This is a genomic window from Streptomyces erythrochromogenes (assembly GCF_040684695.1).
Classification (GTDB): domain Bacteria; phylum Actinomycetota; class Actinomycetes; order Streptomycetales; family Streptomycetaceae; genus Streptomyces; species Streptomyces erythrochromogenes_C.
This window is the reverse complement of the sequence record NZ_JBFBGM010000018.1, coordinates 93,922-117,214: the sequence shown is the minus strand read 5'-3', so window position 1 is coordinate 117,214 and position 23,293 is coordinate 93,922. Positions and strand designations below refer to the sequence as shown.

Annotated in this window: 24 protein-coding genes; 8 read left to right on the top strand and 16 right to left on the bottom strand. The window is 74.1% G+C overall.

What is annotated here, in order from left to right; all coding sequences use genetic code 11:
- Positions 1 to 39: 39 nt before the first annotated feature.
- On the bottom strand, positions 40 to 1,035 hold the full coding sequence (locus AB0O53_RS25125; protein WP_350999523.1) for an SDR family NAD(P)-dependent oxidoreductase: 996 nt from the start codon (positions 1,033 to 1,035) through the stop codon (positions 40 to 42).
- Positions 1,032 to 2,246, bottom strand: a complete 1,215-nt coding sequence (locus AB0O53_RS25120) for a UDP-N-acetylglucosamine--N-acetylmuramyl-(pentapeptide) pyrophosphoryl-undecaprenol N-acetylglucosamine transferase (protein WP_350999520.1) — start codon at positions 2,244 to 2,246, stop codon at positions 1,032 to 1,034. Before AB0O53_RS25120 ends, AB0O53_RS25125 begins: the two co-directional genes overlap by 4 nt.
- A gap of 75 nt (positions 2,247 to 2,321) precedes the next feature.
- Here AB0O53_RS25120 and AB0O53_RS25115 point away from each other — a divergent pair, with 75 nt between their 5' ends.
- The 3 genes from AB0O53_RS25115 (at position 2,322) to AB0O53_RS25105 (ending at position 5,650) form a co-directional block, all read left to right on the top strand.
- A complete protein-coding gene (locus AB0O53_RS25115; protein WP_350999517.1) occupies positions 2,322 to 3,080 on the top strand; it encodes a response regulator transcription factor in 759 nt (252 codons plus the stop codon).
- Positions 3,077 to 4,459, top strand: a complete 1,383-nt coding sequence (locus AB0O53_RS25110; RefSeq protein ID WP_350999514.1) for a sensor histidine kinase — start codon at positions 3,077 to 3,079, stop codon at positions 4,457 to 4,459. The genes AB0O53_RS25115 and AB0O53_RS25110 overlap by 4 nt, the downstream gene beginning before the upstream one ends.
- Before the next feature lie 93 nt (positions 4,460 to 4,552).
- A complete protein-coding gene (locus AB0O53_RS25105) occupies positions 4,553 to 5,650 on the top strand; it encodes a methyltransferase domain-containing protein (protein WP_365198448.1) in 1,098 nt (365 codons plus the stop codon).
- Positions 5,651 to 5,671: 21 nt separating this feature from the next.
- On the opposite strand, the gene AB0O53_RS25100 is transcribed toward AB0O53_RS25105, so the two are convergent.
- From AB0O53_RS25100 to AB0O53_RS25080, 5 genes are all read right to left on the bottom strand, one after another.
- A complete protein-coding gene (locus AB0O53_RS25100; RefSeq protein WP_365198359.1) occupies positions 5,672 to 6,391 on the bottom strand; it encodes a hypothetical protein in 720 nt (239 codons plus the stop codon).
- Positions 6,392 to 6,578: 187 nt separating this feature from the next.
- Positions 6,579 to 6,914, bottom strand: a complete 336-nt coding sequence (locus tag AB0O53_RS25095) for a hypothetical protein (RefSeq protein ID WP_365198356.1) — start codon at positions 6,912 to 6,914, stop codon at positions 6,579 to 6,581.
- A gap of 101 nt (positions 6,915 to 7,015) precedes the next feature.
- Positions 7,016 to 7,237, bottom strand: coding sequence for a helix-turn-helix domain-containing protein (locus AB0O53_RS25090; protein WP_350999506.1), 222 nt, complete (start codon positions 7,235 to 7,237; stop codon positions 7,016 to 7,018).
- Entirely contained in the window at positions 7,237 to 7,725 is a 489-nt protein-coding gene (locus AB0O53_RS25085; protein WP_365198353.1) for a DUF2975 domain-containing protein, read from the bottom strand. Before AB0O53_RS25085 ends, AB0O53_RS25090 begins: the two co-directional genes overlap by 1 nt.
- A 164-nt stretch (positions 7,726 to 7,889) precedes the next feature.
- Entirely contained in the window at positions 7,890 to 8,348 is a 459-nt protein-coding gene (locus tag AB0O53_RS25080; protein WP_350999647.1) for an RICIN domain-containing protein, read from the bottom strand.
- Positions 8,349 to 8,527: 179 nt separating this feature from the next.
- Between AB0O53_RS25080 and AB0O53_RS25075 the strand changes: the two genes are divergently transcribed.
- Together AB0O53_RS25075 and AB0O53_RS25070 are read left to right on the top strand one after the other, a co-directional pair.
- Positions 8,528 to 12,370 carry an nSTAND1 domain-containing NTPase gene (locus tag AB0O53_RS25075; protein WP_365198350.1) on the top strand — a complete coding sequence of 1,281 codons (3,843 nt, stop codon included), beginning with the start codon at positions 8,528 to 8,530 and terminating at the stop codon, positions 12,368 to 12,370.
- A gap of 177 nt (positions 12,371 to 12,547) precedes the next feature.
- Positions 12,548 to 13,129: a hypothetical protein gene (locus AB0O53_RS25070; protein WP_365198347.1), complete on the top strand. Its 582-nt coding sequence runs from the start codon at positions 12,548 to 12,550 to the stop codon at positions 13,127 to 13,129.
- Between the two features lie 41 nt (positions 13,130 to 13,170).
- Here the strand turns inward: AB0O53_RS25070 and AB0O53_RS25065 are convergent, their stop codons facing one another.
- The 5 genes from AB0O53_RS25065 to AB0O53_RS25045 all read right to left on the bottom strand — a co-directional run bounded on the left by AB0O53_RS25065 (position 13,171) and on the right by AB0O53_RS25045 (position 17,758).
- On the bottom strand, positions 13,171 to 13,599 hold the full coding sequence (locus tag AB0O53_RS25065) for a hypothetical protein (RefSeq protein WP_350999495.1): 429 nt from the start codon (positions 13,597 to 13,599) through the stop codon (positions 13,171 to 13,173).
- 135 nt (positions 13,600 to 13,734) lie between these two features.
- Positions 13,735 to 13,890, bottom strand: coding sequence for a hypothetical protein (locus AB0O53_RS25060; protein ID WP_350999493.1), 156 nt, complete (start codon positions 13,888 to 13,890; stop codon positions 13,735 to 13,737).
- A 121-nt stretch (positions 13,891 to 14,011) separates the two neighbouring features.
- Entirely contained in the window at positions 14,012 to 15,001 is a 990-nt protein-coding gene (locus tag AB0O53_RS25055; RefSeq protein ID WP_350999490.1) for a TerC family protein, read from the bottom strand.
- Positions 15,002 to 15,124: 123 nt separating this feature from the next.
- Positions 15,125 to 16,420 carry a PH domain-containing protein gene (locus tag AB0O53_RS25050; RefSeq protein ID WP_365198342.1) on the bottom strand — a complete coding sequence of 432 codons (1,296 nt, stop codon included), beginning with the start codon at positions 16,418 to 16,420 and terminating at the stop codon, positions 15,125 to 15,127.
- A 207-nt stretch (positions 16,421 to 16,627) separates the two neighbouring features.
- Complete coding sequence (locus AB0O53_RS25045; protein ID WP_350999486.1) at positions 16,628 to 17,758, bottom strand: NADH:flavin oxidoreductase; 1,131 nt, start codon at positions 17,756 to 17,758, stop codon at positions 16,628 to 16,630.
- 203 nt (positions 17,759 to 17,961) lie between these two features.
- Here AB0O53_RS25045 and AB0O53_RS25040 point away from each other — a divergent pair, with 203 nt between their 5' ends.
- Complete coding sequence (locus AB0O53_RS25040) at positions 17,962 to 18,441, top strand: MarR family winged helix-turn-helix transcriptional regulator (protein WP_365198445.1); 480 nt, start codon at positions 17,962 to 17,964, stop codon at positions 18,439 to 18,441.
- A 488-nt stretch (positions 18,442 to 18,929) separates the two neighbouring features.
- Here the strand turns inward: AB0O53_RS25040 and AB0O53_RS25035 are convergent, their stop codons facing one another.
- From AB0O53_RS25035 to AB0O53_RS25020, 4 genes are all read right to left on the bottom strand, one after another.
- Entirely contained in the window at positions 18,930 to 19,619 is a 690-nt protein-coding gene (locus AB0O53_RS25035; RefSeq protein ID WP_350999484.1) for a restriction endonuclease, read from the bottom strand.
- Positions 19,620 to 19,636: 17 nt separating this feature from the next.
- Positions 19,637 to 19,759: a hypothetical protein gene (locus AB0O53_RS25030; protein WP_350999658.1), complete on the bottom strand. Its 123-nt coding sequence runs from the start codon at positions 19,757 to 19,759 to the stop codon at positions 19,637 to 19,639.
- Positions 19,760 to 19,932: 173 nt separating this feature from the next.
- Entirely contained in the window at positions 19,933 to 20,520 is a 588-nt protein-coding gene (locus AB0O53_RS25025) for a hypothetical protein (protein ID WP_350999482.1), read from the bottom strand.
- Between the two features lie 120 nt (positions 20,521 to 20,640).
- Positions 20,641 to 21,585, bottom strand: a complete 945-nt coding sequence (locus AB0O53_RS25020) for a LysR family transcriptional regulator (RefSeq protein ID WP_365198338.1) — start codon at positions 21,583 to 21,585, stop codon at positions 20,641 to 20,643.
- 125 nt (positions 21,586 to 21,710) lie between these two features.
- On the opposite strand from AB0O53_RS25020, the gene AB0O53_RS25015 reads away from it, so the two are divergent.
- Complete coding sequence (locus AB0O53_RS25015) at positions 21,711 to 22,523, top strand: inositol monophosphatase family protein (RefSeq protein ID WP_365198335.1); 813 nt, start codon at positions 21,711 to 21,713, stop codon at positions 22,521 to 22,523.
- A gap of 85 nt (positions 22,524 to 22,608) precedes the next feature.
- Entirely contained in the window at positions 22,609 to 23,259 is a 651-nt protein-coding gene (locus tag AB0O53_RS25010; protein WP_365198332.1) for an NADPH-dependent F420 reductase, read from the top strand.
- The last annotated feature ends 34 nt before the right edge of the window (positions 23,260 to 23,293 follow it).

The window sequence follows — 23,293 nt, the reverse complement described above, 5'->3', positions numbered from 1 at the left end:
CCGGCCGGCGCCCGACCGGACGCTCAGACCGCGTAACGCTCAGACCGCGTAACGCTCCGGCGCGAACAGCGAAGGATGCGCCGCGATCCACTCCGAGGTCCGCCGCAGCCCCTCCTCCAGGCCGACCCGCGGCCGCCAGCCCGCCCACTCCCGGGCCCGCGTATTGTCCGACAGCAGCCGCTGCACCTCACTGCCCGACGGCCGCAGCCGCGCCGGGTCCACCACCACCTCGGCATCCCGCCCCGACGCCTTCACCAGGGCCTCGGCCAGCGCCCCGACGGAGATCTCCTCACCGGTACCGAGGTTGACCACCTCACCCAGAGCCCGCTCGCACTCGGCCACCGCCAAGAACCCCTCCGCCGTGTCCGTCACGTACGTGAAGTCCCGGGTCGGCGTCAGCGACCCCAGGCGGATCTCCCGCGACCCGGCGTGCAGCTGGGCCAGGATCGTCGGGATCACCGCGCGCGCCGACTGCCGCGGCCCGTAGGTGTTGAACGGACGCACCACCGCCACCGGCAGCTCGAACGCGTGGTGGAAGGAGAGCGCCATCATGTCCGCGCCGATCTTCGACGCCGAGTACGGGGACTGCGGCTGCAGCGGGTGGTCCTCGCCGATGGGGGCGGTCAGCGCCGTCCCGTAGACCTCGCTCGTCGAGGTGTGCACCAGCCGCCGCACCCCGTGCCGCCGGCAGGCCTCCGCCACGTTCTGCGTGCCCGTCACGTTCGTCTGCACGTACGCGCCCGGCGATGCGTAGCTGTACGGAATCCCGATCAGCGCCGCCAGATGGAAGACGGTGTCGCAGCCGGCCACCGCGTCGCTGACCCGGCCCGCGTCCCGGACGTCACCCGCCCACATCTCCACCGGCCCGTCCGGGTCGGCCAGGTAGCGGGCCAGGTGCCCCTTCTCCGCGTACGGCTTGTAGTGGACGAAGGCGCGCACCCGCGCCCCCCGCGCCACCAGCAGGTCCACCAGCGTCGAGCCGATGAAGCCCTCCGCGCCGGTGACGAGGACGGTGCGGTCGGTCCAGCTGTTCATATGTGCTCCAGATCAGAGAGGACAGGGGTGGGGACGGTGGGGGCGAGGCCGGCGACGCGCAGGACCTCGGCGGCCAGCAGCTCGGCGGCCCGCGCGTGCGGGCCGGGGTCGGCGGCGCCGGCCATCGCCGACAGCCGCGCCGGATCGGCCAGCAGCGGCCCGACCAGGGCGGCCAGGCTCCCGGCGGTGGCCTCGGCATCGGGCAGCAGCAGCCCGGCGCCCGCGTCGGACAGCACCCGCGCGTTGTGCGTCTGGTGGTCGCCGGGAGCGTACGGGTAGGGCACCAGGACCGCCGGGACCCCGGTCGCCGCCAGCTCGGCGACGGTCGCCGAGCCCGCACGGCACACCACCAGGTCGGCGGCCGCGTAGACCAGGTCCATCCGGTCCAGGTACGGCACCGCCCGCGCGATCCGCGACCCGCCCGACGCCGCCAGCCCGGCCACCGTCTCCGCCAGCACGGCCGGACCGGTCTTCACCAGCAGCTGCACGTCGTCGCGGTGCTGCCACAGGCCCGCCAGCCCGGCCGCCGCCCGGGTCAGGCGCACCGCGCCCAGGCTGCCGCCGTTGAAGACGACCAGCCGCCGCCCCGCCGCCACCCCCAGCGCCCGCCGGGCCTCCACGCGCAGCGCCGCCCGCCGCGCCCCGGGCAGCTCGGCGAGCCCGGACAGGGCCGCGGAGATCGGCATCCCGGTGGTCAGCGCCCGCTCCCCGCCCGCCAGGTGGGCCCGGCTGCGGTCGAAGGCCACCGCGACGTGCGGGGTGAGGCGGGCCGCGAACCGGTTGGCGCGGCCCGGCACCGCGTTGGACTCGTGGATCACGGCCGGCAGCCCGGCCAGCCGGGCACCGAGCACGGCGGGCGCGCTCGGATACCCGCCCATGCCCACGACGACGTGCGCGCCCTGCGCCCGGATCACCGCGCGCGCCTGGTGCGCGGAGCGCAGCAGCGCCGCGGGCAGCAGGTACCGCTTCGCGCCCAGCGCGGGATCGAAGGGGATCATGTCGACGGTGTGCAGGCGGTGGCCGGCGCCGGGGATCAGCTCGCCCTCCAGGCCCCGCTCGGTCCCGATGAACGAGACCACGGTGCCGGGCACGGCGGCCCGCAGGGCCTCCGCGAGCGCGAGACCGGGATAGATGTGCCCGCCGGTGCCGCCCGCACCGATCACGACGGACAGCGCCCCGGCCGCAGACGGGTGTGATGTGGTGGTGGTCATGGGCCGCACACTTCCGGTGCGCCCTAAGAACGTTCTAAGAGGTTCTCTCAGAAGCCTTTGGCAGGCTTTGTCCCCATGAGCTCCACGAACAGCACGGACGGCGCGCACAGCACGGACGGCACGGGCGGCGCGGGCACCGACGGCGCGGGCGCCGGGCGGCGCATCCTCGTCGTCGACGACGAGCCCGAGGTGCGCGCGGCCGTCGAGGACGGACTCACCGTCGAGGGCTACGAGGTCCGCGGCGCCGCGGACGGCCTCGCCGCCCTCTCCCAGATCGCCGCCTGGGAACCCGACGCGGTCGTCCTCGACGTCATGATGCCCGTCCTCGACGGCCTCGGCGTCTGCCGGCAGCTGCGGGCGATGGGCGACCGCACCCCCGTCCTGGTCCTGACCGCCCTGGACTCCGTCAGCGAACGCGTCGACGGACTGGAGGCGGGCGCCGACGACTACCTCGTCAAACCCTTCGCCCTCGACGAGCTGACCGCCCGGGTCCGCGCCCTGCTGCGGCGCGCCGCGCCCGCACCCGCCGGCGCCGCCCCGCTCGGCTTCGCCGACCTCGTCCTGGACCCCGCGACCCGCACCGGCCGCCGGGGCGGCCGCCCACTGGAGTTCAGCCGCACCGAAGCGGCCCTCCTCGAACTCCTCCTGCGCCACCCCGGCCAGGTCCTCCCGCGCGAACTCATCCTCGAACTCGTGTGGGGACGCGACTTCGGCCCGGACTCCAACTCCCTCGCCGTCTACGTCGGCTACCTGCGCCGCAAACTGGAAGCCGCGGGCGAACCCCGCCTGGTGCACACCGTCCACGGGGTCGGCTACCGGCTGGACGCCGCGTGAGCGCCGGCCGCCGCCTCGGCCGGGTCTGGCGCCGCCGCGGCCCCCTGCGCACCCGCCTCGCCCTGTCCGTCACCGCCGCCGTCGCCCTCGTCGCCGTCGGGGTGTGCGCGGCGGCGTACCTGGTGGTCCGCTCCGCCCTCTACGAACAGCTCGACCTCAGCCTCACCCAGTCCGCGCGCCTGGCCGCCCAGCGCAACCCAGGATCCGCACCCGGCGTCCTGGCGGGGGAGTGCCGCTTCCTGGCCGCACCCGCCTGTGCGGAGGTCGTCCCCGCCGACCCCGCCGACGACCCCCGCCCGCCCGGACAGCTCCCCGTCGCACCCGCCGCCCGCAAGGTCGCCCAGGGCACGAAGGCCCCCTACTACACCAACATCACGGTCGCCGGACACCCCGCCCGGATGCTCACCACCGACTACGCCAAGGGCCGCGCGCTCCAGGTCGCCCTGCGCGCCGACACCGTCCGGGACGGCATCGGGGAAGCCGCCCGCTGGCTGGCCCTGACCGCGGCCGCCGGAGTCCTGCTGGCCGCCCTCCTCGGGTACGGGGTCTCCCGCACCGGCCTGGCCCCGGTCGCCCGGCTCACCGCGACCGCCGAGCGGATCGCCGCCACCCGCGACGCCCGCCACCGCATCGAACTGCCCCCACCGGGACGCGAGGACGAGATCACCCGCCTGGCCACCAGCTTCAACACCATGCTCGACGAACTCGAACAGTCCGTCACCGCACAACGCCGGCTGGTCGCCGACGCCTCCCACGAACTGCGCACCCCGCTCACGGCCCTGCGCACCAACGCCGAACTCCTCGCCCGCGCCGACCGCCTCACCCCCGAACAGCGCGACCGCGCCTCCACCGCGCTGGGCCGGCAACTGCGCGAGGTGACGGGCCTGGTGGGCGACCTGATCGAGCTGGCCCGCGACGAAGAACCCCGGCCGCTGGTGGAACAGGTCCGCCTGGGCGCTCTGGTGGAACACTGCGCGCAGGCCGCCCGTACGCACTGGCCGGCGGTGCCCTTCCACGTACGGGTGCCGGCCGAGCCCGTCGTGGTGCCCGGCGTTCCCGCACGTCTGAGCCGGCTGCTGGGCAACCTCCTCGACAACGCCGCCAAGTTCAGCCCCGCCGGCCTGCCCGTCGAGGTCGAGCTGACGGCGGGCGCCCCGGGCCGGGGCCCGCAGCTGACCGTCCGCGACCACGGTCCCGGCATCTCCCCGCAGGACCTCCCCTACGTCTTCGACCGCTTCTACCGCGCCGGCGCGGCCCGCGCCCTGCCGGGCTCCGGCCTGGGCCTGGCCATGGCCCGCCAGATCGCCCGGGCCCACGCCGCCGACCTGACGGCGGAACCTGCCCCGGGCGGCGGCGCCCTCTTCCGCCTGGCCTTCTGAGGAGAAGGCATGCCGGGCGGGCCCCGGCGGGAGGAGTTTGACCCTCACGCGGCGTCAGGCCCCATAGTCGGTGCCGTGGAGGATCACTGGACCGTGGGACGGGTGGCGCAGCTGGCCGGCGTCAGCGTCCGCACGCTGCACCACTACGACCACATCGGGCTCGTCCGGCCCTCGGCGCGGACCCCGGCCGGGTACCGGGCCTATACGGCCGGCGACGTGGAGCGGCTGCGCGAGGCGCTGGCCTACCGGAGGCTGGGCTTCGGGCTGCGGGAGATCGCGGAACTGCTCGGCGACCCCTCCACCGACGCGGCCGCGCACCTGCGCCGGCTGCGCGGCGTACTGCTGGAGCGGCGGGAGCGTGCCGACGCCATGGTGGCGGCCGTCGACAGGGAACTGGCGGCACGGGCGAAGGGAGTGAGGGTGACACCGGAGGAGCAGCTGGGGATGCTGGGCGCACGGCTGTACGACGCGATCGGCGAGGCCTACACGGCGACGCGGCGCACCGATCCGAAGATCGCCGCGCAGATCCGTGACGCGCTCGGCGAGGCGCGCACGGTGCTGAACGTGGGGGCCGGAACCGGCTCCTACGAGCCCGCCGACCGCGAGGTGACCGCGGTGGAGCCCTCGGCGGTCATGCGCGGCCGCAGGCGGGCCGGATCGGCACGGTGCGTGGCCGCCGCCGCGGAGGACCTGCCGTTCGAGGACGGGTCGTTCGACGTCGCGATGGCCGTCTCCACCGTGCACCACTGGGCGGATCCGATGGCCGGGCTGCGCGAGATGCGGCGGGTGGCCCGCCGCGTGGTGGTGCTCACGTTCGACACCGACGAGCCGGGGTGGCAGGACCGGTTCTGGCTCACCCGCGACTACCTGCCCGAGTTCGCCGGCGTCCTCGCGGATTTCCCGCCGCTCGCCTCGATGGCCGAAGCGATCGGCGCCCGCGCCGAGCCGGTGCCCGTCCCGTGGGACTGCGCCGACGGCCTGTTCGAGGCGTACTGGCGCCGGCCGGGGGCGTACCTGGAGGACCACGTGCGCCGTGCGATGTCGGTGTGGACCCGGGTCGGGCCGCGGGCCGAGCAGCGGGCGGTGCGCAGCCTCGCCGACGACCTCGACTCGGGCCGGTGGGCCGAGCGCAACGGCCACCTCGCCGACTTGGAGGCGGCCGACCTCGGCCTGCGCCTGCTCGTGGCCTGACCCCGCCGACCGGCCGGGGTTTCAGTGGGGCGGCTCGCAGCGGGCGGGCAGCGTCACGGTTCCGGGCCGGTGCTCGAAGGTGTCCATGACCAGCCACTCGTCCAGCTCGGGGTCGTAGAGGTTCTGGACACCGAACTGCAGCACCTGCCAGAAGGTGCCCCGGTTGTTCTCGTCGACGTAGATGTCACCGAGTGCGAGCGGCAGACGCGGATAGTTCCCGGGAGGCAGCTGGGGGAGGACCACGCCCACCCTCCAGTGGTTCACGTGCCGCTGCGGGGTGCGCCGCAGGGTCTCCCGCCCGACGAACCGGGCGCCCTCGAAGCCCCGGTTGAGGTCCTCCAGGCTGAAGCCCGGGATGCGCGAGCAGGGATGTTCGTTCAGGCCGGGCCACTTGTAGGTGAGGGTGTAGAGGGTGCCGCGGTAGATCAGGTTGGTGAACCAGATCGGGTACTGCGGGCCTCCCGCGGTCATCTGGCTGTCGCCGTTCCTGCCCTCCCAGCTGAACGGCACCGTGATGTCCAGGTCCCGGACGATCCACTTGCCCCTGCCGCGGAAGTCGCGGGGCAGACGGGGCGGAGGCGGCGTCGGGGAGGCGTCCTGCAGCCCGGCCCCGGCCGCGGCCGCGCTCACGGTCCCGGCCCGGGGCGCGGCGCCGGCGGAAGGGGGAGCTGCCAGGACGAGCGCGACCACTGCGGCAAGCGCGGCCGGCGCGGCCGTCCGGCGTACGCCATTCCAACCCATGGTCTCCCTCGGCTGTCACGTCGGGCGCCGTCACGACGACGCGGGGGACGAATCCGGCGATGCTGGGACACCGTCCCCGGAATCAAACATTCCGAAACCGACGGTCACTCAGCTTGCGGCCGAAGGTGGCGCGACGCGGCACGGCACGGCCCGGCCCGGCGCGGACGCCGGCGCCGGGGCCGTGCGGTCACTCGGGATGCGCCACCGCGTCCCTCTGCAGCTCCACCGCTGCCAGCAGGCTCAGCTTCGGCTCCGCCCGGCGCAGCGCCTTCACCGCGTCGACCGAGCCGACGTCCCCCGCGAAACCGGCGCCGGCCAGCCGGGAGCGGACCCAGCGGGCCCGCACCTGCGCCGCCCCGGCGACGGCGGCGGCCTCGGCGACGGCGACCGCGCGCTCCAGCCCCGGACGCTCCTCGGGCGAAGCCGCCTCCAGCGCCCCGCGCAGGGCCGCCGCGATCGTGTCCGCGTCACGGATGGTCAGAACGAAGGTGTGCTTGGTGCCCGATCCCAGGAATCCAGTCATGTGGATCATCGTGCTGGCCGTGTTCCGCCCGCGACAAGGGACTTGAGGACCAGCAGGGCTACGACCACAGGCTGACCGCCGGCTGCCGCGCCCCCGCCGCGTCATCCGCCGGCGGCGTCCCCGGCCTCCCAGCGCAGCAGGTCGCCCGGCTGGCATTCGAGCGCCTCGCAGAGCGCGGCGAGCGTCGCGAAGCGCACCGCCTTGGCGCGGCCGTTCTTCAGCACCGCCAGGTTGGCCGGTGTGATCCCCACCCGGTCCGCGAGTTCCCCCACGGACATCTTCCGCCTGGCCAGCATCACGTCGATGTCGACGCTGATGGGCATCAGATCACCTCGTCCAACTCGGCCCGCATCTGCGCCGCTTCGCCGTCGCGCGCGACGGCCTGCACGAGCAGCATCCGCAGTACCAGCACGATGAGCGCGACCCCCAGGACGGCCAGGCCGATCCCGCCCATGATCACAGTAACGCCCGGATCCTCGCGCTGGCCCGGGGCGTTGACCGCGGTGACCGCGAACCACAGCACCGCCGCCGCCGTGATCGCGCCGATCACGCCGTCCACGTACCGGAAGGCCGCGTGCGAGAACACGGTTCCGCGCCGCACCATCGCCGTCAGCCGCCATACGCAGACCAGGGCCACCTGCGCCGCCACCATGCCCAGGGCCACGATCACGCGCATCGGGGTCAGCGGCATCGACCCGTCCTCCTGCTCGCCCGTGACCAGCGCCCACACCATCCCTGCCTGCACGAACACGGTGCCGGCGAACACCACCGCGAGCACGGCGCGCAACGCGCGCACTGTCAGCTTCCCCACGACCTGTCCTCCCATCGATCTACGATGGAAATCTATCGAAAATCGATAGGTCGAGCAAGGGGGGCGGCCCGGCCCCCCAGCCGACCTCGACCCACCTCGCCCCGCCCGGCCCGTGATGCACCGGGCCGGACGGGGAGTGAGCAGGCCGGAGGCGGGCCGGGCGGTCAGAAGTCCCAGCTCTGGCTCCGCGCGCCGTTGCAGCTCCAGCTCACCAGCAGCTGGCCGATCTCGGGCCGCCCGGCCAGGATGTCCAGGCACTTGCCGTTCACCCGGTTGCGGATCTCGCTGCCGTTGCGGTACCACCGCTGGTGCAGACCGCCGTTGCAGTCCCACATGGCCACCGAGCCCTGGTCGCCCAGGTGCGGGCCGTAGATCTCCAGGCACTTCCCGTTCATGCTGGAGCGGATCTGCTCACCGTCCCGGTACCACTGCTGGTTGGTGCCGCCGTGGCAGTCCCACGTCACCGTCGAGGCGCCGTTCTCCTGGTGGAACATGAAGATGTCGGCGCACCTTCCGTTCAGGTCGGACTTCAGCAGCGGCGCCGCGGCAGCCGAGGCATGCACGGGCGAGCCCGTCACGGTACCGCCGGCCAGCAGCCCGGTGACCGCCGCCAGCAGCATCATTCGTCGCACGGACCTCATGATCTTTTCCCCTTCCGATCGCCGTGGCGCGGTTGCGCCGGCACTTGTCTAGCCCCCACTTGATGTCCGGCGCCGGAACGGGGATTCCGGACATCAAAAGCTGGACAAACACCACCCGACACGGCCGCGGAAAGCTGCGGGAGACCGCAGGGAGGAAGGCAATGCCACGCCCCGAACGCCCCCTCGACCCGGACTCCGGTCCACTCACCCGGTTCGCGGCCGACCTGCGCACGCTGCGCGAGGCGGCCGGCCGGCCGCCCTACCGGGCCCTGGCGAAAAGGGCGCACTACTCCTCCACCACCCTCTCGGACGCCGCAGGCGGCCACACGCTCCCGAGCCTCGCCGTCACCCTCGCCTACGTAGAGGCGTGCCGGGGCGACCGCCGTGCATGGGAAGCCCGGTGGCACACGGCCGCCGCCGAGATCGCCGCGGGCGCACGGCAGGAGGAGCCCGCCGCAACCGACCACCACGGCGCGCCCTACGCCGGACTGGCCGCCTTCCAACCCGAGGACGCCGACCGCTTCTTCGGCCGCGAGCACCTGACCGCCGAACTCCTGGCAAAGGTCCGCGACCGGCGCTTCCTCACCGTCTTCGGGCCCTCCGGATCGGGAAAGTCCTCACTGCTGCGCGCCGGACTCGTCGCCCGCACCCGGACGGCCGGACAGCCGGTGATCCTGTTCACCCCCGGCCCGCACCCCGTCGAGGAGTGCGCGCTCCACCTCGCCGCCACCACGGGGGAGGCCCCCGGCCCGCTGCTCGCCGAACTGCGCGAGGACCCCGCCGCCCTGCACCTGCGCATCCGGCAGACCGCCCTCGGCCACACCCCCGCCGACGCGCCCGCCACCGCCCCCGTCCCCGTCCCGGGCAGCGGCACCGCCCCGGGCACCGACGTCCTCGTCGTGGTCGACCAGTTCGAGGAGGTCTTCACCCTCTGCCGGGACCCGGACGAACGCGACGCGTTCATCGCCCTGCTGACCGCGGCCGCCACCACCCCGACCAGCCGCGCCCGGGTGGTGCTCGGCGTCCGCGCCGACTTCTACGGCCACTGCGTCCAAGACCCCCGCCTCGTCGAAGCGATGCGCGACGCGCAGATCGCCGTCGGACCGATGACCAGCCAGGAACTCCGCGAGGCCGTCACCCGCCCGGCAGCCCTCGCCGACTGCACGGTCACCGGGCCGCTCCTCGCGGCCGTGGTCGCGGACGCGACCGGCCAGCCGGGCGCCCTGCCCCTGGTCTCCCACGCCATGGTCGAAACCTGGCGCCGCCGCTGCGGCAGCCGCCTCACCCTCGACGGATACCTCGCGGCCGGCGGAATCCAGCACGCCCTCGCCCACACCGCGGAAGCCGCCTACGCGGCCCTTTCGCCGGCGCAGCAGGACCACGCCAGGTCACTGTTCCTCCGGCTCACGGCACTCGGCGACGGCACCGAGGACACCCGGCGCCGCATCACCACGAACGAACTCGACCCGGGCCCCGACACCGCCCACGTCCTCGAATCCCTCGCCCGCAGGCGGCTCGTCACCCTCGACGACGGCTGCGTCGAGATCACCCACGAGGCCATCATCCGCTGCTGGCCCAGACTGCGCGGCTGGCTCACCGAGGACCGCGAACGCCTCCTCCTGCACCGCCGGCTCACCGACGCCACCGCCGACTGGGAGGCACAGGGCCACGACCCGCACGCCCTCTACCGGGGCGCCCGCCTCGCCGCCGCCCTCGACCTGGCCGCCGTCCACGACAGCCGCCTGACCTCCAGGGAACGGCGCTTCCTCGACGCCGCCCGCGCGGCACAGGCCGACGAGACCGCCGCGGCCAGGCGGCGCACGGTCCGCCTGCGCCGGCTCGTCGCCCTGCTCACCGTGCTCGTGGCCGTCGCGGCGACCGCGGGCGGCCTGGCCGTCGACTCCCGCGACTCGGCCATCCGCCAGCGCAACGTGGCCATCGCCCGCAAAGCCGCCGCGGACGCCGCCGAGGTACGCCAGCACGACCCCGCCCTCGCCGCACAACTGAACCTGGCCGCCCACCGCCTGGCCGCCGGCTCCCGCGACGTCCGCGACCAGCTCATGAGCACCTTCGCGACCCCCTACACCAGCCGGCTCACCGGCCACACCTCCGACGTGGTCTCCCTCTCCGTCGGCCCGGACAGCACCCTCCTGGCCACCGCGAGCTGGGACCGCACGGCCCGGCTGTGGGACATCACCGACGCCCACCACCCCGTACAACTGGCCGCCGTGCACCGGCCCGAACGCCTGGTGTCGGTCGCCTTCGACGGGACCGGCCGCGTCCTGGCCACGGCCGACGAACGCTCCGTACGGCTGTGGGACGTCACGAACCGGCGGGCACCCGCCGAGCTCGCCGCCCTGCCCGCCCAGCCGTCCGCCGCCCCGAGCTGGGTGGCGTACGGGCCCGGCGGCAGCGGTGTCCTGGCCACCGGCCACACCGACGGCACGACACGCCTGTGGAACGCGGGCGACCCCCGCCGGCCGCGCCTGCTGGCCACCCTGCCCGGACACACCGCCGCGGTCACCTCGGTGGCGTTCAGCCCTGACCGTCACACGATGGCGACCACCGGCGACACCACCACCAGGCTCTGGGACGTGGACGACCCCGCGAATCCGCTCCTCCTCGACGTCCTGCGCGGACACACCGACACCGTCACCTCCGCCGCCTTCAGCCCCGACGGCAGGACCCTGGCGACCGGCGGCTGGGACCGCACCGCACGCGTCTGGAACCTCGCCGGCGGCCGGCCGGCGCCACCCCCGGCCGTCCTGACCGGCCATCCCGCGATCGTCTGGTCGGTCGCCTTCAGCCCGGACGGCACCGCCCTCGCCACGGTCGGCGGATCCACCCACTTCTGGGACGTCACCGCCCCGGCCCGGCCCCGCAGGTCCAGTACGGTCCAGGGCGGCTTCTACCAGGCCGCGTTCACCCCGGACGGCCGGGTGCTCGCCCACTCCGACCGGCTCCTGGACCTGCGGGACCTCTCCCTGGCGACCCACGACGACGTCGTCACCTCCCTGGCGTTCGCCCCCGGCGGCCGCCTGCTCGCCAGCGCCAGCTGGGACGGCACCGCACGCCTGTGGCAGGTCACCGGCGGCCGCGCCCTGTGGCCGCTGGCCGCCCTGCACGGGCACACCAGGTTCGTCCGCTGCGTGACCTTCAGCCCGGACGGCCGCACCCTGGTCACCGCGAGCGAGGACGGCACCGCCCGCGTCTGGGACGTCACCGATCCCCGCAAGCCCCGCCCGGTGTCGGTCATCGCCCCCGACGGCGGCGAGGTCGGCGGCACCGCATTCGCCCCGGGCGGCCGCCTCCTGGCCGTCTGGACACAGGCCAGGGCCGGCCTGTGGGACCTGACCGACCCCGCCGACCCCCGCCCGCTGAGCCGGATCGGCGAGGACGGCCGGCACGTCACGACGGCCTCGTTCCGCCCGGACGGCCACACCCTGGCCACCAGCACCGGCGAGTCCGGCTCCCTGCGCCTGTGGGACATCACCCGGCCGAGCACCCCCCGGGAAATCCCCTCCCCGCTCCGGTCCGAGCCCCTCACCGGCGGCGTCTTCAGCCCCGACAACCGCCGGCTGGCCGCCTTCCACCGGACGGACAAGACCATCTGGCTGATCGATGTCCACGACATCCACCACCCGGCGAGGACGACCCGCCTGCCGGCCTCCGGCGCCTGGATCTACGCGCTGGCCTTCGACGCCGAGGGCCGGCGACTGGCAGCCGGCGCCGCCGACAGCAAGGCCCTCCTGTGGGACCTGGACGGTCCTGCCGCCCCCACCGTCCTGACCGGCCACACCAACCCCGTACCGGCCGTGGCCTTCACCCCGGACGGCACCACCCTCGCCACCGGCGGCAACGACTTCACGATCCGCCTGCGGGACACCCGCCTGTCCGCGGTCACCGCCCGCATCTGCGACCACGCCCACCCCCGGATCACCGAAGCCCAATGGACCCGCCACTTCCCGGCCCTCGACTTCACCCCGCCCTGCCCCGCCCCCTGACACCCGCAGCCGCGGCTCTACCCCCGTTCCCCTTGTGCGCTGCCGCCCGTTGAACGCCCGGCGCCCGTTCTCCGCAGGACCGGCCGGGCTTCGGACCCGCATCGGGTCGTCTACTCACCCCCGTATGAGTAGACGACCCGATGCGGGGCGCACACCCCCGCCCCTACCTTTTCGATCATGAACTCCGTCCAGCCCGCCACCGGCGCGACCGCGGCCCCCTCGGGCGCGCGCCTCCTTCGTGCGGCGTCGGTCCTTGCCGGCGTCGCACTCCTGTTGTCCATGTCCTGGGGCGGGTACCGGTTGTGGAACGGCGCACCGTACCCGGAGGTCGACCCGAACGTGGTCGCCATGCGGCTCAGGGAGCAGGCCGAGCGCGTGGAGGAAGACCTGGACGGGCGTTCCCGCTTCGAGGCCCGCCCCGTGGACACGGGCGCCTGCTACTACCGCGGACTGCGGTCCTTCGCCCACATCGACGAGGCCCGCCGCGACGTGAGCAGCTTCGACATCGACTGGAGGGCGACGGGCGTCGCGCAGGCCACGGCCCGTGCCGGGCAGGAGCGCATCCGCGACCGGCTGTCGCAACAGGGCTGGAAGCCCGCCGGCGAGCACCCTTCCGACATGGGGTTCCGCTTCGAGCATCCGGTCACCGGCGACAGGGTCGACGTGGGGTGGTACGCGGCGACCGGGACGCTCGCCGTCAGCATCTACGCGCCCTGCGGGCAGGTCCCCGACGGCTTCGACGCCTGGGCCCCGGCGTAGGCCCCGTCCGGCCCGGCCCGCCGGGGCGGCCCGCGGGACCGTCAGTAGGTGGGGCAGATGTTGGCCTGCACCGTGGCGAGGATGAGCGCGCTCTTGGTCGGGCCGAAGCCGCCCGGGTGGCGGGGGCCGGTGAAGCGCTGCTCGACCTGGGCGATGCGCCGGGTGGGGTCCTTCTCGTCCTTCATGGCGGTGCACTGGTCGCGGCCGCGGCTGATGGCCTGTTCGTCGTCGCCGTTCACGATCTCGGGGTCGATGCCGGTCAGGGTGGCGAGGTAGATGGTGCGCTTGTCGCCGGTGGGCGCGGGCGGGATCCCGGCGGCTTGGGTGGAGTCCGGGCTCGCGGGCGCCGCCGGCGCGGTGGCGGCCGGGGTGGGGCCGGCGTCGGTGTCGGCCTCGGGCTCACTGGTGCACCCGGCGAGGGCGAGGAGCGTGACGGCGGCGAGCAGAGCGGCGGTTTGATGTGTGCGCATCAGGCCATGGTGGGCCCCGCGCGGGGCGGGGGAGCGGCCCGTGACGCAGCTGTGACGGGAGAGGGGCGCCGGGGCCGCGCGGGAGCCGCCGCCGGGCCGCGTTCGCTCCCGGGGTCTCAGGGGGGCTCGGGGGTCTCAGGGGGCGGTCCGGTCCTCGGCGGGCGGCTGCGTCCGCCGCTCCTCACGGCCGCCGGGCGGGGCCTCGGGGCAGGCGGGGTTGGTGCAGGGGGCGTCGGCGTAGAGGGGGACGTACATGCCCATCGTCTTGTGCCGCTGGACCGTCGCGGGCAATTGCTCATGGCAGCCGGGGCAAAGGTGTCCCGGGAGGGATGCCGCGGGATGCTTTTCGCCGTCCATAAATCGACTTTACGCCCACTTTGCCCGGATTTGAAGCTTTCTTTTGATCGGCCGATCACGCCCCGCGGGCGGAACCGCCCCCGTCCGGCGGAGGCGACGACGGTGGCGGCGACGGTGGTGGCCGGAGCAGGCTCAGGGTGACCGACGCCGCGAGGACGACGACGATCACGGCCAGGCTCACCGGCGAGGGGATCTCGGGAACCGAGGTGCTGATCAGTTCGTGCGAGGCCTGCAGGACCAGCTTCACCCCGATGAACGCGAGGATCAGGGCCAGCCCCGTACTCAGGTAGTGGAAACGGTCGAGCATGCCGGCCAGCATGAAGTAGAGCGCCCGCAGCCCCAGGATGGCGAAGGCGTTGCTGCTGTAGACGATGAAGGCGTCACTGCTGACGGCGAGCACGGCGGGCACGCTGTCGACCGCGAAGACCAGGTCGGCCGCCTCGATCGCGGCCACCACGGCCAGCAGCGGCGTGGCGACGCGCCGGCCCGCCTCCTTCACGAAGAACTTCGTCCCGACGTAGTCGTCACTGACCGGGACGACCTTCCGCAGCAGCCGCACGACGAGGCTGCGCCCCGGGTCGAAGCTGTCGTCCTCCTCCTTCAGGATCTTGTACGTGCTGTAGAAGAGGATCGCGGCGAAGACGTACAGGACGGCCGTGAACCGGCTGACGACGGCCACTCCGGCGGCGAGGAACACCCCCCGGAACACCAGCGCGCCCAGCACCCCGAAGAACAGCACGCGGTGCTGGTAGGCCCGCGGGACCTTGAAATAGCCGAAGATCAGAGCGAAGACGAACAGGTTGTCGACCGACAGGCTCTTCTCCAGCAGCCACGCCGTCGTGTACTCCACACCGGCCTGCGTGCCCACGACGGCGAACACGAGGCCGCCGAAGGCCAGGGCGAGGCCGACCCACACCCCGCTCCACGCGGCCGCCTCGCGGAAGCCGATGACGTGCGCCCGCCGGTGCGCGAGGAGGTCGACCGCCAGCGCCAGGAGGACGGTGACGGCGAAGACGATCCACAGCCAGTAGGGCACGTCGTGCACGGCGGACTCCCGCAGGACGGGCAGTAGGGCGACGCGACGCCCTCACGCGCGATTTTGCCGTAATTATACTTATTTACCTTTTTGTGGGTGATGCTTCCGCGCTGAGCGCTCCGCGCCCGGGGCTCAGGCGACCGGCACGTCCGCCGCGGCGTCGCCCCTGCGGCGCCGCGCCGCCCGCGCGACGTCCAGGACGGCGACCTCGCGGTCGACGTCGTAGCCCTTGTCGTCCAGATGCTGGAGGAGCCTGCGGCTGCCGTCCGTCAGGTGGACGTGGACGAGCGTCCGGGGCGCCAGGCCGCCGTCGGACCCCCGCAGTGGCTCGGCCCTGATCTCCTGGACGTCCTCCCAGGCCACCCGCCGCGTGCGGAACATCCCGCGGATGTGTATGCCGGTGCTGTCGACGAGGGTGCCGCACCGCGGCATGCGGACGATGCCCACGAGCGCGAGCAGCGGCATGAGCACGCTCAGGCCGACCTGGAACCACAGGGGCGGCAAATCCTCGCTCCACACGGCGAGCACCAGCACGGCCGTCTTGGCGACCAGCAGGGCGGTCAGCTCGATCCGCCTGCTCCTGCTCATCCGGTACTCGCGCGGCAGACGCTCGCGAGCCGGGGGCACCTGCTCCTCCCCGGCCGGGGCCACCCGCTCCTCCCCAGCCGGCCGCGGCGGGGCGGCCGGCTCCCGGCGCGCCGGCGGCCCCGCCGCCGGGCCGCCGCCCTCCGCGGTGCCGCGCAGCGCCACGACGACGCAGGCCGCCATCGTGGCGAGCAGGACCAGCGCGACCGGTCCCCAGATCGCCCAGATCGCCCACAGGGGCCAGCCGTTGTCCGCCTGCACCCACAGCGTCAGCAGGCCGGTGGCGCCCAGGGCCACCCCGTGCCAGCGCACCGCGGTCGCCGCGCGTTCGTGGCGCCGGTCCCCCCTCTTGACGATCGGCCACACCGAGCCGGCGAGGGCGATCAGGCCGAAGGGGATGAAGGCGAGCGCACCCCCGAGCTGGTCCGCCGGCCACTCCGAAGGCCCGTACTCCGTCTGCTGCCGCCGTCCGCCGGCGTCCCGCACCTCCACGACGCCCCCGCGCCAGACCACCCCGACGACCGCGTCACCCGGCTGCATCCGCGACAGCACCGGGCCGGTGTTGCGGAACACCACCTCCCACGGCTCGCCGCTCGGCGGCAGCAGCGTCGCTGCCAGTCTCTCGCCGCGGCCGACCCCGTCGGCCTTCGCCTCCCGGACGCTGAACGGCTGCTCCCACACGCAGGCCGACGCCGTCACCGGCACGGAAGAGCAGACCGGGGAGGCCCGGTACTCCCGCTCCCGCTCCAGCGCCTCGCCGACCTCCGTGGCCGACGCCACCCCCGCCAGCAGTCCCAAGAGCGCGGTCGCCCACCACAGGACGACCCGTCCCGCGTTCTCCATGCCCCGCTTCCCCCTTCGTCCTGAGCGGGGCCCCCGGGTCCCGCCCGCACAGTGGAGCACGGCGGATGATCAAGAACCGCCCGGAATCCGAGGCTCCGTCACCACTGTTACAGAACAGTCGAGTTGGGCGGGGACGGCGAGGAGCCCCGTGAGGTCGGCGGGCCGACGTCACGGGGCTCCTGCGGCCGGCCCTCCGGCCCGCCGCCGCTACCGGCTGAGCGACCTGAGCGCCGCCGCGTCGTACGGCTTCAGCTCGTCGAAGCGGCCGCCGAGCACCTTCGCCGCCCACTGCGGGTCCTGGAGCAGCGCCCGGCCGACGGCGACCATGTCGAACTCGTCGCGTTCCATGCGGTCCAGGAGGTTGTCGATGTCGCCGACCGCCGCACCCTCGCCGGCGAAGGCGCGGATGAAGTCGCCGTCGAGGCCGACCGAGCCGACGGTGATGGCCGGCCGGCCGGTGAGCTTCCTGGTCCAGCCGGCGAGGTTCAGGTCCGAGCCCTCGAACTCCGGGATCCAGTAGCGGCGGGTGGAGGCGTGGAACGCGTCGACGCCGGCGGCCGCCAGCGGGGCGAGGATCGCCTCCAGCTCCTGCGGGGTCTGCGCGAGCCGCGCGTCGTAGGCCTCCTGCTTCCACTGCGAGTAGCGGAAGATCACCGGGAAGTCGGCCGGGACCCGCTCGCGGACCGCTGCCACGATCTCCGCCGCGAACTTCGTACGGGCCACCGCGTCGCCGCCGTAGGCGTCGGTGCGACGGTTGGTCCGCTCCCACAGGAACTGGTCCAGGAGGTAGCCGTGGGCGCCGTGCAGTTCCACGCCGTCGAAGCCGATCCGCGCGGCGTCCGCGGCGGCGTCGGCGAACGCGCCGATGACCTCGTCGAGGTCGGCGGGGGTCATCGCCCGGCCGGTCCCCTCGGTGCCGTCGACGCGGATGCCGGAGGGGCCGACCGCGGGCGCGTCGGCGTACGGCGCCTCGCCCTGCTTGCGCACCATGCCGATGTGCCACAGCTGCGGCACGATCGTGCCGCCCGCCTCGTGCACGGCCGCGGCGACCTTCGCCCACCCCGCCAGCTGGTCCTCGCCGTGGAACCGCGGCACCCGGTCGCTCTGCCCGGCGGAGTCGTGGCCGACGTAGGTGCCCTCGGTGACGATCAGGCCCACACCCGCGGCGGCCCGGCTCGCGTAGTACGCCCGCACGTCCTCGCCGGGCACGCCGCCGGGGGAGAACATCCGCGTCATCGGAGCCATCGCGATGCGGTTGGGGACGGTCAGGCCGTTCAGCGTGACGGGCCGGGACAGGATCTCGGCCGCGCGGGAGGGAGCGGACGTGGTGGCGGTCATGCGGGTCCTCCGGGTTGAGGCTGTGGCTCGTCGGGGTGGAGCCGCAACGAGAAATGCATACTACACACGATATGTATCATGCATATTGCCGCAGGTCGCCGGCCCCGGTCCGCCGCCCACCGCAGAGGCGCCGGCGATTCGGCGATAATGAAGCGCCGGAAGGAGTAGGAGTCGCAGTGCTGGAGAAACTGGAGCGGGAGCTGATGCTGCTCTCGAGGCACCAGGTGCTCGGTCGGCGCGAACGCGACCCCGAACGCCTGGAGCGGTCGGCATACCTGCTGCTCAGCCGCATCGACACACAAGGCCCCATGTCCATCGGACAGTTGGCGGAAGCCTTCGGGCTCGACACCTCGACCGTCAACCGCCAGACAGCCGCACTGCTGCGCTGCGGACTGGCCGAACGCGTCGCGGACCCGGACGGCGGCATGGCCCGCAAACTGCGCATCACCGCCGAAGGCGCACACAGGCTCGCCGGAGACCGCGAGGCCAACCGGTCCTGCCTGGCCCGGGTGATCGCCGGCTGGTCCCCCGAGGAGGTACGGGAGCTGGAGGACGTCCTGGTCCGCCTCAACCGCAGCGCCGAAGCCCTCGAAGGCCGCTACTGGCCACGCACCGAAGAAGCCCAGGAACGCCCCGCGGACCACCCGGCGCCCCTACGCGAATCCGCACCACGAGCCACGTAGCAGTCGATCTACCGGGGCACCCCTCCCGTCGTGGCCACGCCGGTGACCGGCGCCGACGGACCGGTCGTCCGCGGCGCACCACCGCCGCTCCCACCGCTCCCGCCGCCGAGCGTCGCAAGGATCAGGATGATCACCAGCAGTCCGCCCCCGCCGACGGCAGCGGCCGCAGGTGCCCCGATCCGCCGACGGTGAGGCCGTACGTAGGTACCGTCCGCGCGGTGGTGCCCCCGCACGCCCGTGGTCGGCACCACGCCCGGCGGGAGCGGAGGACGGGACGCTCCGCGCTGCGACGGGACTGCACGAGCCGACTTGGTCCGGGTCCGGCGCGTGTGCGGCCGGACGTAGGTGCCGTCCTTGCGGTAGTGCCCTTTGACATGAGCCATGGGTGGTCCATCCCTTGACGAGTCGGGGAGGTGCACGGCGACGGCCTCTGACAGCACCGGAGCCACGTACACCGGGGGACGAGGCCGGGCCCAAGCCCGGCCCCGCTAGGGGAGGGGTGGGCGGCGCCGGGGCGCAGGCACCGAACGCAGCAGCTCCCACAGGGGACGCGAACCGGCGGCCCACTCGGCGAGCACGTGGCGGTCCACGAGGTGCAGGCGCTGGTCCTGGGCGAAGTCCGCGGCATTGCCCGTGATCCGGCCGTTGGTCAGCATGACCAGCACGTCACCGTGGTGGACCTGCCGGCCGGTGCCGTTGAGCACATGGAGCTCGGGGGTGCCGACCGGCTTCCCCGACCACCCGGCCCTGCGGTGCTTGCACTGGATCACCCAGCGCCGCCCGAAGGGGTCGGTCGCCTTCACGTCCGCGCCGTTGTCGCCGCGGCCGCCGACCCGTTGCGCGTCCGCGCACCCGTCCCGGTGCATGAGGTCACGCACGGCGAACTCGAACTGCGTGTGGTGCAGGCGGTCCAGCTGCTCCACCGCGTAGCGCAGCCCCTGCGCGCGGACCCGTTCCCATCGCGCCGCCTCCCGGCGCCGCCACATCCACGCTCCGCCCGCCCCGGCCCCCGCCAGGAGGGCGAGCACGACGACCCAGGGGCGATCGGCCAGCCACCGCAGCGCGCCGACGACCAGGCCGAGCACGACCGCGGTCGCGAGCGCGGCGAGGAGCACCTGCTCCAGGTGCCGGTCTTTCCTGCGCCTGCGCCGGGGCCGGGGCCGAGAAGTGCGGCGCACCGGACGGCGACGAGCGCTCACCGGCCGGCCCGGGAGACGCCGCCGACGAGCCGGCCGAACCGGCTCCGGGACTCGGTGCGCCGACGCAGCCGCAGCACCACGATGACGACCGGCAGTACGGCCACGTTGATCGTCAGCAAGTACCCAGCCCCCCGCACGAACAAGGGGCAGCGGACGACAGCCCCGACCTCCTGTGTAACGGGAGGTCAGCGGTGCTGTCGCCGGTTTGCCGGGGAATGGCGGCAATGCAACGCGCTGGCCGATTTCGGCGGACAACGCGTTCGAGAAGGCCCGGCCGGCGGCCGGACGGGGGTCAGGGCTGGAGGTAGTCGGCGAGGTAGCCGCGCGCCGCGGCTTCGCTCGTACCGAGGGCGGTCGCCACCACCTCCAGCGCCACCTCGCGGGCGGCGAGTTCGTACGCGGCGTCCTGGCCGGTCCGGGCGATGACGTACCGCAGGTCGGCAAGGGCCTTCAACGTGACCAGCGGCTCCCTGACGGCCAGACCGTCGAGGGCCCGGACGAGTTCGGTCAGCAGCCCGGTGAGCTCCGCGGGGAGCGGGACGGCCAGGTCCCGGATAACCGACACATGGGCCTCGTGGTCCGCGATCGGCCCGGACAGGTCCACGTCCGCCTCGTACAGCGGCCTGTCGTCGTCAAGGGCGGCCCGGTCGAGCGGGTACTCGGCCGCGCCCCGCCACCCGCACGAGCAGCTCCCGCGCAGCACCGCGGCCCGCGACCGGCCCCGCCGGCCGTCGTAGGCGTACCACTCGGTCGTCGACGGCACTCCCGGACCGCTGCCCACGTCGAAGTGGACCGGGCCCGGTTCGCTGCCGTCGGCCAGCAGCACCCCCACCGACCCCTCGTGCGCGGCCCCCAACGCCTTGAGTACCCGGTCCGCCATGGCCAGCCCCTTCCCGCGAGCGCGTGATCGGGCCGGCCCACCGGCCGGTCCGCGACGACCAGGCTGCCGCGCCCCGGGCGCCCGCGTACGGAGATCCGCCGAAAGGGCCGCGGGCCCCCGCTACTTCCCCGTCCCGGGGGCGAGGGGCCGCGGGGAGGCGGCCGGGGGAGCGAAGAGCGCCCGGACGGTCTCGGCGGCCGTTTCGCGCAGCCAGGTGTGGGCCCGGTCGTCGTCGTAGCGCCGGTGCCACAGCAGGTGCAGGGGGACGTCGGGCAGCGGGAGCGGCGGCTGCAGCGCGACCAGGCCGAGGCGCTTCCGGGCCGTGCGGGTGACCGCGTCGGGAAGGGTGACCACCAGGTCGCTGTCGAGGGCCAGTTGCAGGGCGAAGGCGGTCGTGGGACCGGCGGCGGCGACGCGCCGTTCGAGGCCGCGCGCGGCCAGGGCGTCGTCGATCGGGTCGCGCAGGCTTCCGCGCCGCGAGACGGTGAGGTGTTCGGCGGCCGCATACCGCTCCGGGCTCAACGGGCCCTCGGTGAGCGGGTGTCCCGGGCGGACGGCGACGACCAGCCGGTCCCGGCCGACGAGGCGGTGGCGGATGTCGGGGAGCGCCGGAGCGCCGGCACTCGATGCGAGGTCGACCTCGCCCCGGCGCAACTCGGCGTCGTCCGAACCGGGTTCGGCGGGCAGCCGCAGCCGGACACCGGGGGCCCGGCTGCGGACGGCGGTGACCAGGGCGGCGCCGCAGGCCGCGGTCAGCGCGTCGTGCCAGCGTACGGTGAAGACCCGCTCCAGGGACGCCAGGTCGAGTTCCTGCTGCGCCGACAGCAGGTGGTGGGCCTGCTCCACGAGGGCGTGGACCTGGGCGCGCATGGCCAGCGCACGGGTGGTGGGGACCATGGTGCGGCCGGTGCGGACCAGGATCTCGTCACCGGTGGCCTTGCGGATGCGGCCCAGGGACCGGCTCATCGCCGGTGCGGTGACGTGGAGCCGGGCTGCCGCACCGGCCACACTGCCCTCCTCCAGCAGGGCGTCCAGCGCCGTCAGCAGATTCAGATCCAGTTGCATGGCGGTAACTCTACAAGTGACAAGCATGCACTTGTTGTTAACGATCGTGCGGCCTACCTTCGAAGTGCGGCAGCGGAACGAACGAACGACCGCCCCGCACCACCGATTCCCCCAAGGAGCCCACCATGAGCACAGCCATGCCCTTCGCCGCCGGCACCACCCTCCTGACCGAAGTCACCGCCGCGGTCGAGACCGCCGGGGCCACACTGCGCGACCGCCACACCCCGCACGCCCGGGGCGTGAGCCTGGACGAGATCGTCGGCGAGATCCACGCCAACGACGACGCCGTGCTGGAGGTGCTGCGGGAACCCCTGCTGCGCTCCCGCCCCGGCTCGCGGTGGGCCGAGGACGAGCTGGCCGGCGGCGCGCTCCCGCCCGGGGAGTGGTGGATCGTCGACCCCGCCGAGGGCAACATCAACCACGTCCACGGCATGGAGGACTGGGCCGTCACCGCCACCCTGGTCCGCGACAACCGGCCGGTGCTCACCGTCGTCCACCTCCCGCTGACCGGCGACACCTACACCGCGGTCGCCGGCGGCGGCGCCCACCTCAACGGCCGCCCCCTGAAGGTGTCCGCCAAGACCGACCTGGGCGCCGCCCTCACCGGCACCGGCCAGGCCAGGCCCGGCGAGGACGAGCGCACCTTCCGGCGGATCGGCGAGTCCGTCACCGCCATGCTCGTCAACGGCCTGGTCGTACGGGTCTCCGTACCCGCCACGATGCAGCTCATCCACGTCGCCGCCGGACGCACCGACGCCTTCTGGCAGTTCTCCGACGTCCGCTCCGGCCTGGTCGCCGGCGCCCTGCTGGTCTCCGAGGCCGGAGGCACCGTCACCGACCTGGCCGGCGAGCCCTGGAACACCGCCGGCCGCGACTTCCTGGCCGCCGCCCCCGGCATCCACACCGCCGCCCTCAAGGTCCTCTCGCCCATCGCCTGACCGGACGCCCCGCCCCCACCCCGCCCCAACTCGCCCCACCCCACCTCACCTCACCCCGCCCCGACACCTCAAGGAGCACCACCGCATGACCGACATCGGCATCCTGGGCACCGGCCGCGTAGGAACCGGCCTCGCCGCCCGGCTCTCCGCAGCCGGACACCGCATCACCCTCGGCCACCGCCGCCCGGAAGAAGCCGCCACCCGCACCACCGGGCCCGCACCGGCGCCGCGGATCACCTTCGCCGACCACCGCACCACCGCCCGCACCACGGACATCGTGATCAACGCGACGCCCGGCGACAGCTCCCTGGCCCGCCTCACCGCCCTGCGCACCGAACTCGCCGGCAAGATCCTCATCGACGTCTCCAACGCCACCCGCGACGCCGCCGACGGCCTGCCCGCGGACCTGTGCTACCCCGGCAGCAGCCTCGCCGAGAAACTCCAGGCCGCGCTCCCCGAAACCCGTGTGGTCAAGACCCTCAACACCATGCTGTCCACGGTCATGACCGCCCCCCAGACCCTGGCCACCCCGCCGACCGCCTACCTCTCGGGCGACGACGAGAACGCGAAGAGGACCGTCACCGGCCTGCTCGGCGACCTCGGCTGGCGGCCCGAACAGGTCGAGGACCTCGGCGGCATCAGCACGGCCCGCGCCACCGAGGCCATGATCCTGGTCGTGCCCCACGTCCTGCGCCGGCACGGCTTCGAGCCCTTCGCCGTCTCCCTCGCCCGCTGACGGCGGCCCCACGGCCCCACGGCTCCACCGGGAG

Excerpts from the sequence above, each read along its gene's own strand:
- AB0O53_RS25125 (WP_350999523.1), bottom strand. The coding sequence starts at position 1,035 with ATGAACAGCTGGACCGACCGCACCGTCCTCGTCACCGGCGCGGAGGGC.
- AB0O53_RS25120 (WP_350999520.1), bottom strand. The coding sequence starts at position 2,246 with ATGACCACCACCACATCACACCCGTCTGCGGCCGGGGCGCTGTCCGTC.
- AB0O53_RS25115 (WP_350999517.1), top strand. The coding sequence starts at position 2,322 with ATGAGCTCCACGAACAGCACGGACGGCGCGCACAGCACGGACGGCACG.
- AB0O53_RS25100 (WP_365198359.1), bottom strand. The coding sequence starts at position 6,391 with ATGGGTTGGAATGGCGTACGCCGGACGGCCGCGCCGGCCGCGCTTGCC.
- AB0O53_RS25095 (WP_365198356.1), bottom strand. The coding sequence starts at position 6,914 with ATGACTGGATTCCTGGGATCGGGCACCAAGCACACCTTCGTTCTGACC.
- AB0O53_RS25090 (WP_350999506.1), bottom strand. The coding sequence starts at position 7,237 with ATGCCCATCAGCGTCGACATCGACGTGATGCTGGCCAGGCGGAAGATG.
- AB0O53_RS25080 (WP_350999647.1), bottom strand. The coding sequence starts at position 8,348 with ATGATGCTGCTGGCGGCGGTCACCGGGCTGCTGGCCGGCGGTACCGTG.
- AB0O53_RS25075 (WP_365198350.1), top strand. The coding sequence starts at position 8,528 with ATGCCACGCCCCGAACGCCCCCTCGACCCGGACTCCGGTCCACTCACC.
- AB0O53_RS25070 (WP_365198347.1), top strand. The coding sequence starts at position 12,548 with ATGAACTCCGTCCAGCCCGCCACCGGCGCGACCGCGGCCCCCTCGGGC.
- AB0O53_RS25065 (WP_350999495.1), bottom strand. The coding sequence starts at position 13,599 with ATGCGCACACATCAAACCGCCGCTCTGCTCGCCGCCGTCACGCTCCTC.
- AB0O53_RS25050 (WP_365198342.1), bottom strand. The coding sequence starts at position 16,420 with ATGGAGAACGCGGGACGGGTCGTCCTGTGGTGGGCGACCGCGCTCTTG.
- AB0O53_RS25045 (WP_350999486.1), bottom strand. The coding sequence starts at position 17,758 with ATGACCGCCACCACGTCCGCTCCCTCCCGCGCGGCCGAGATCCTGTCC.
- AB0O53_RS25040 (WP_365198445.1), top strand. The coding sequence starts at position 17,962 with ATGCTGCTCTCGAGGCACCAGGTGCTCGGTCGGCGCGAACGCGACCCC.
- AB0O53_RS25025 (WP_350999482.1), bottom strand. The coding sequence starts at position 20,520 with ATGGCGGACCGGGTACTCAAGGCGTTGGGGGCCGCGCACGAGGGGTCG.
- AB0O53_RS25020 (WP_365198338.1), bottom strand. The coding sequence starts at position 21,585 with ATGCAACTGGATCTGAATCTGCTGACGGCGCTGGACGCCCTGCTGGAG.
- AB0O53_RS25015 (WP_365198335.1), top strand. The coding sequence starts at position 21,711 with ATGAGCACAGCCATGCCCTTCGCCGCCGGCACCACCCTCCTGACCGAA.
- AB0O53_RS25010 (WP_365198332.1), top strand. The coding sequence starts at position 22,609 with ATGACCGACATCGGCATCCTGGGCACCGGCCGCGTAGGAACCGGCCTC.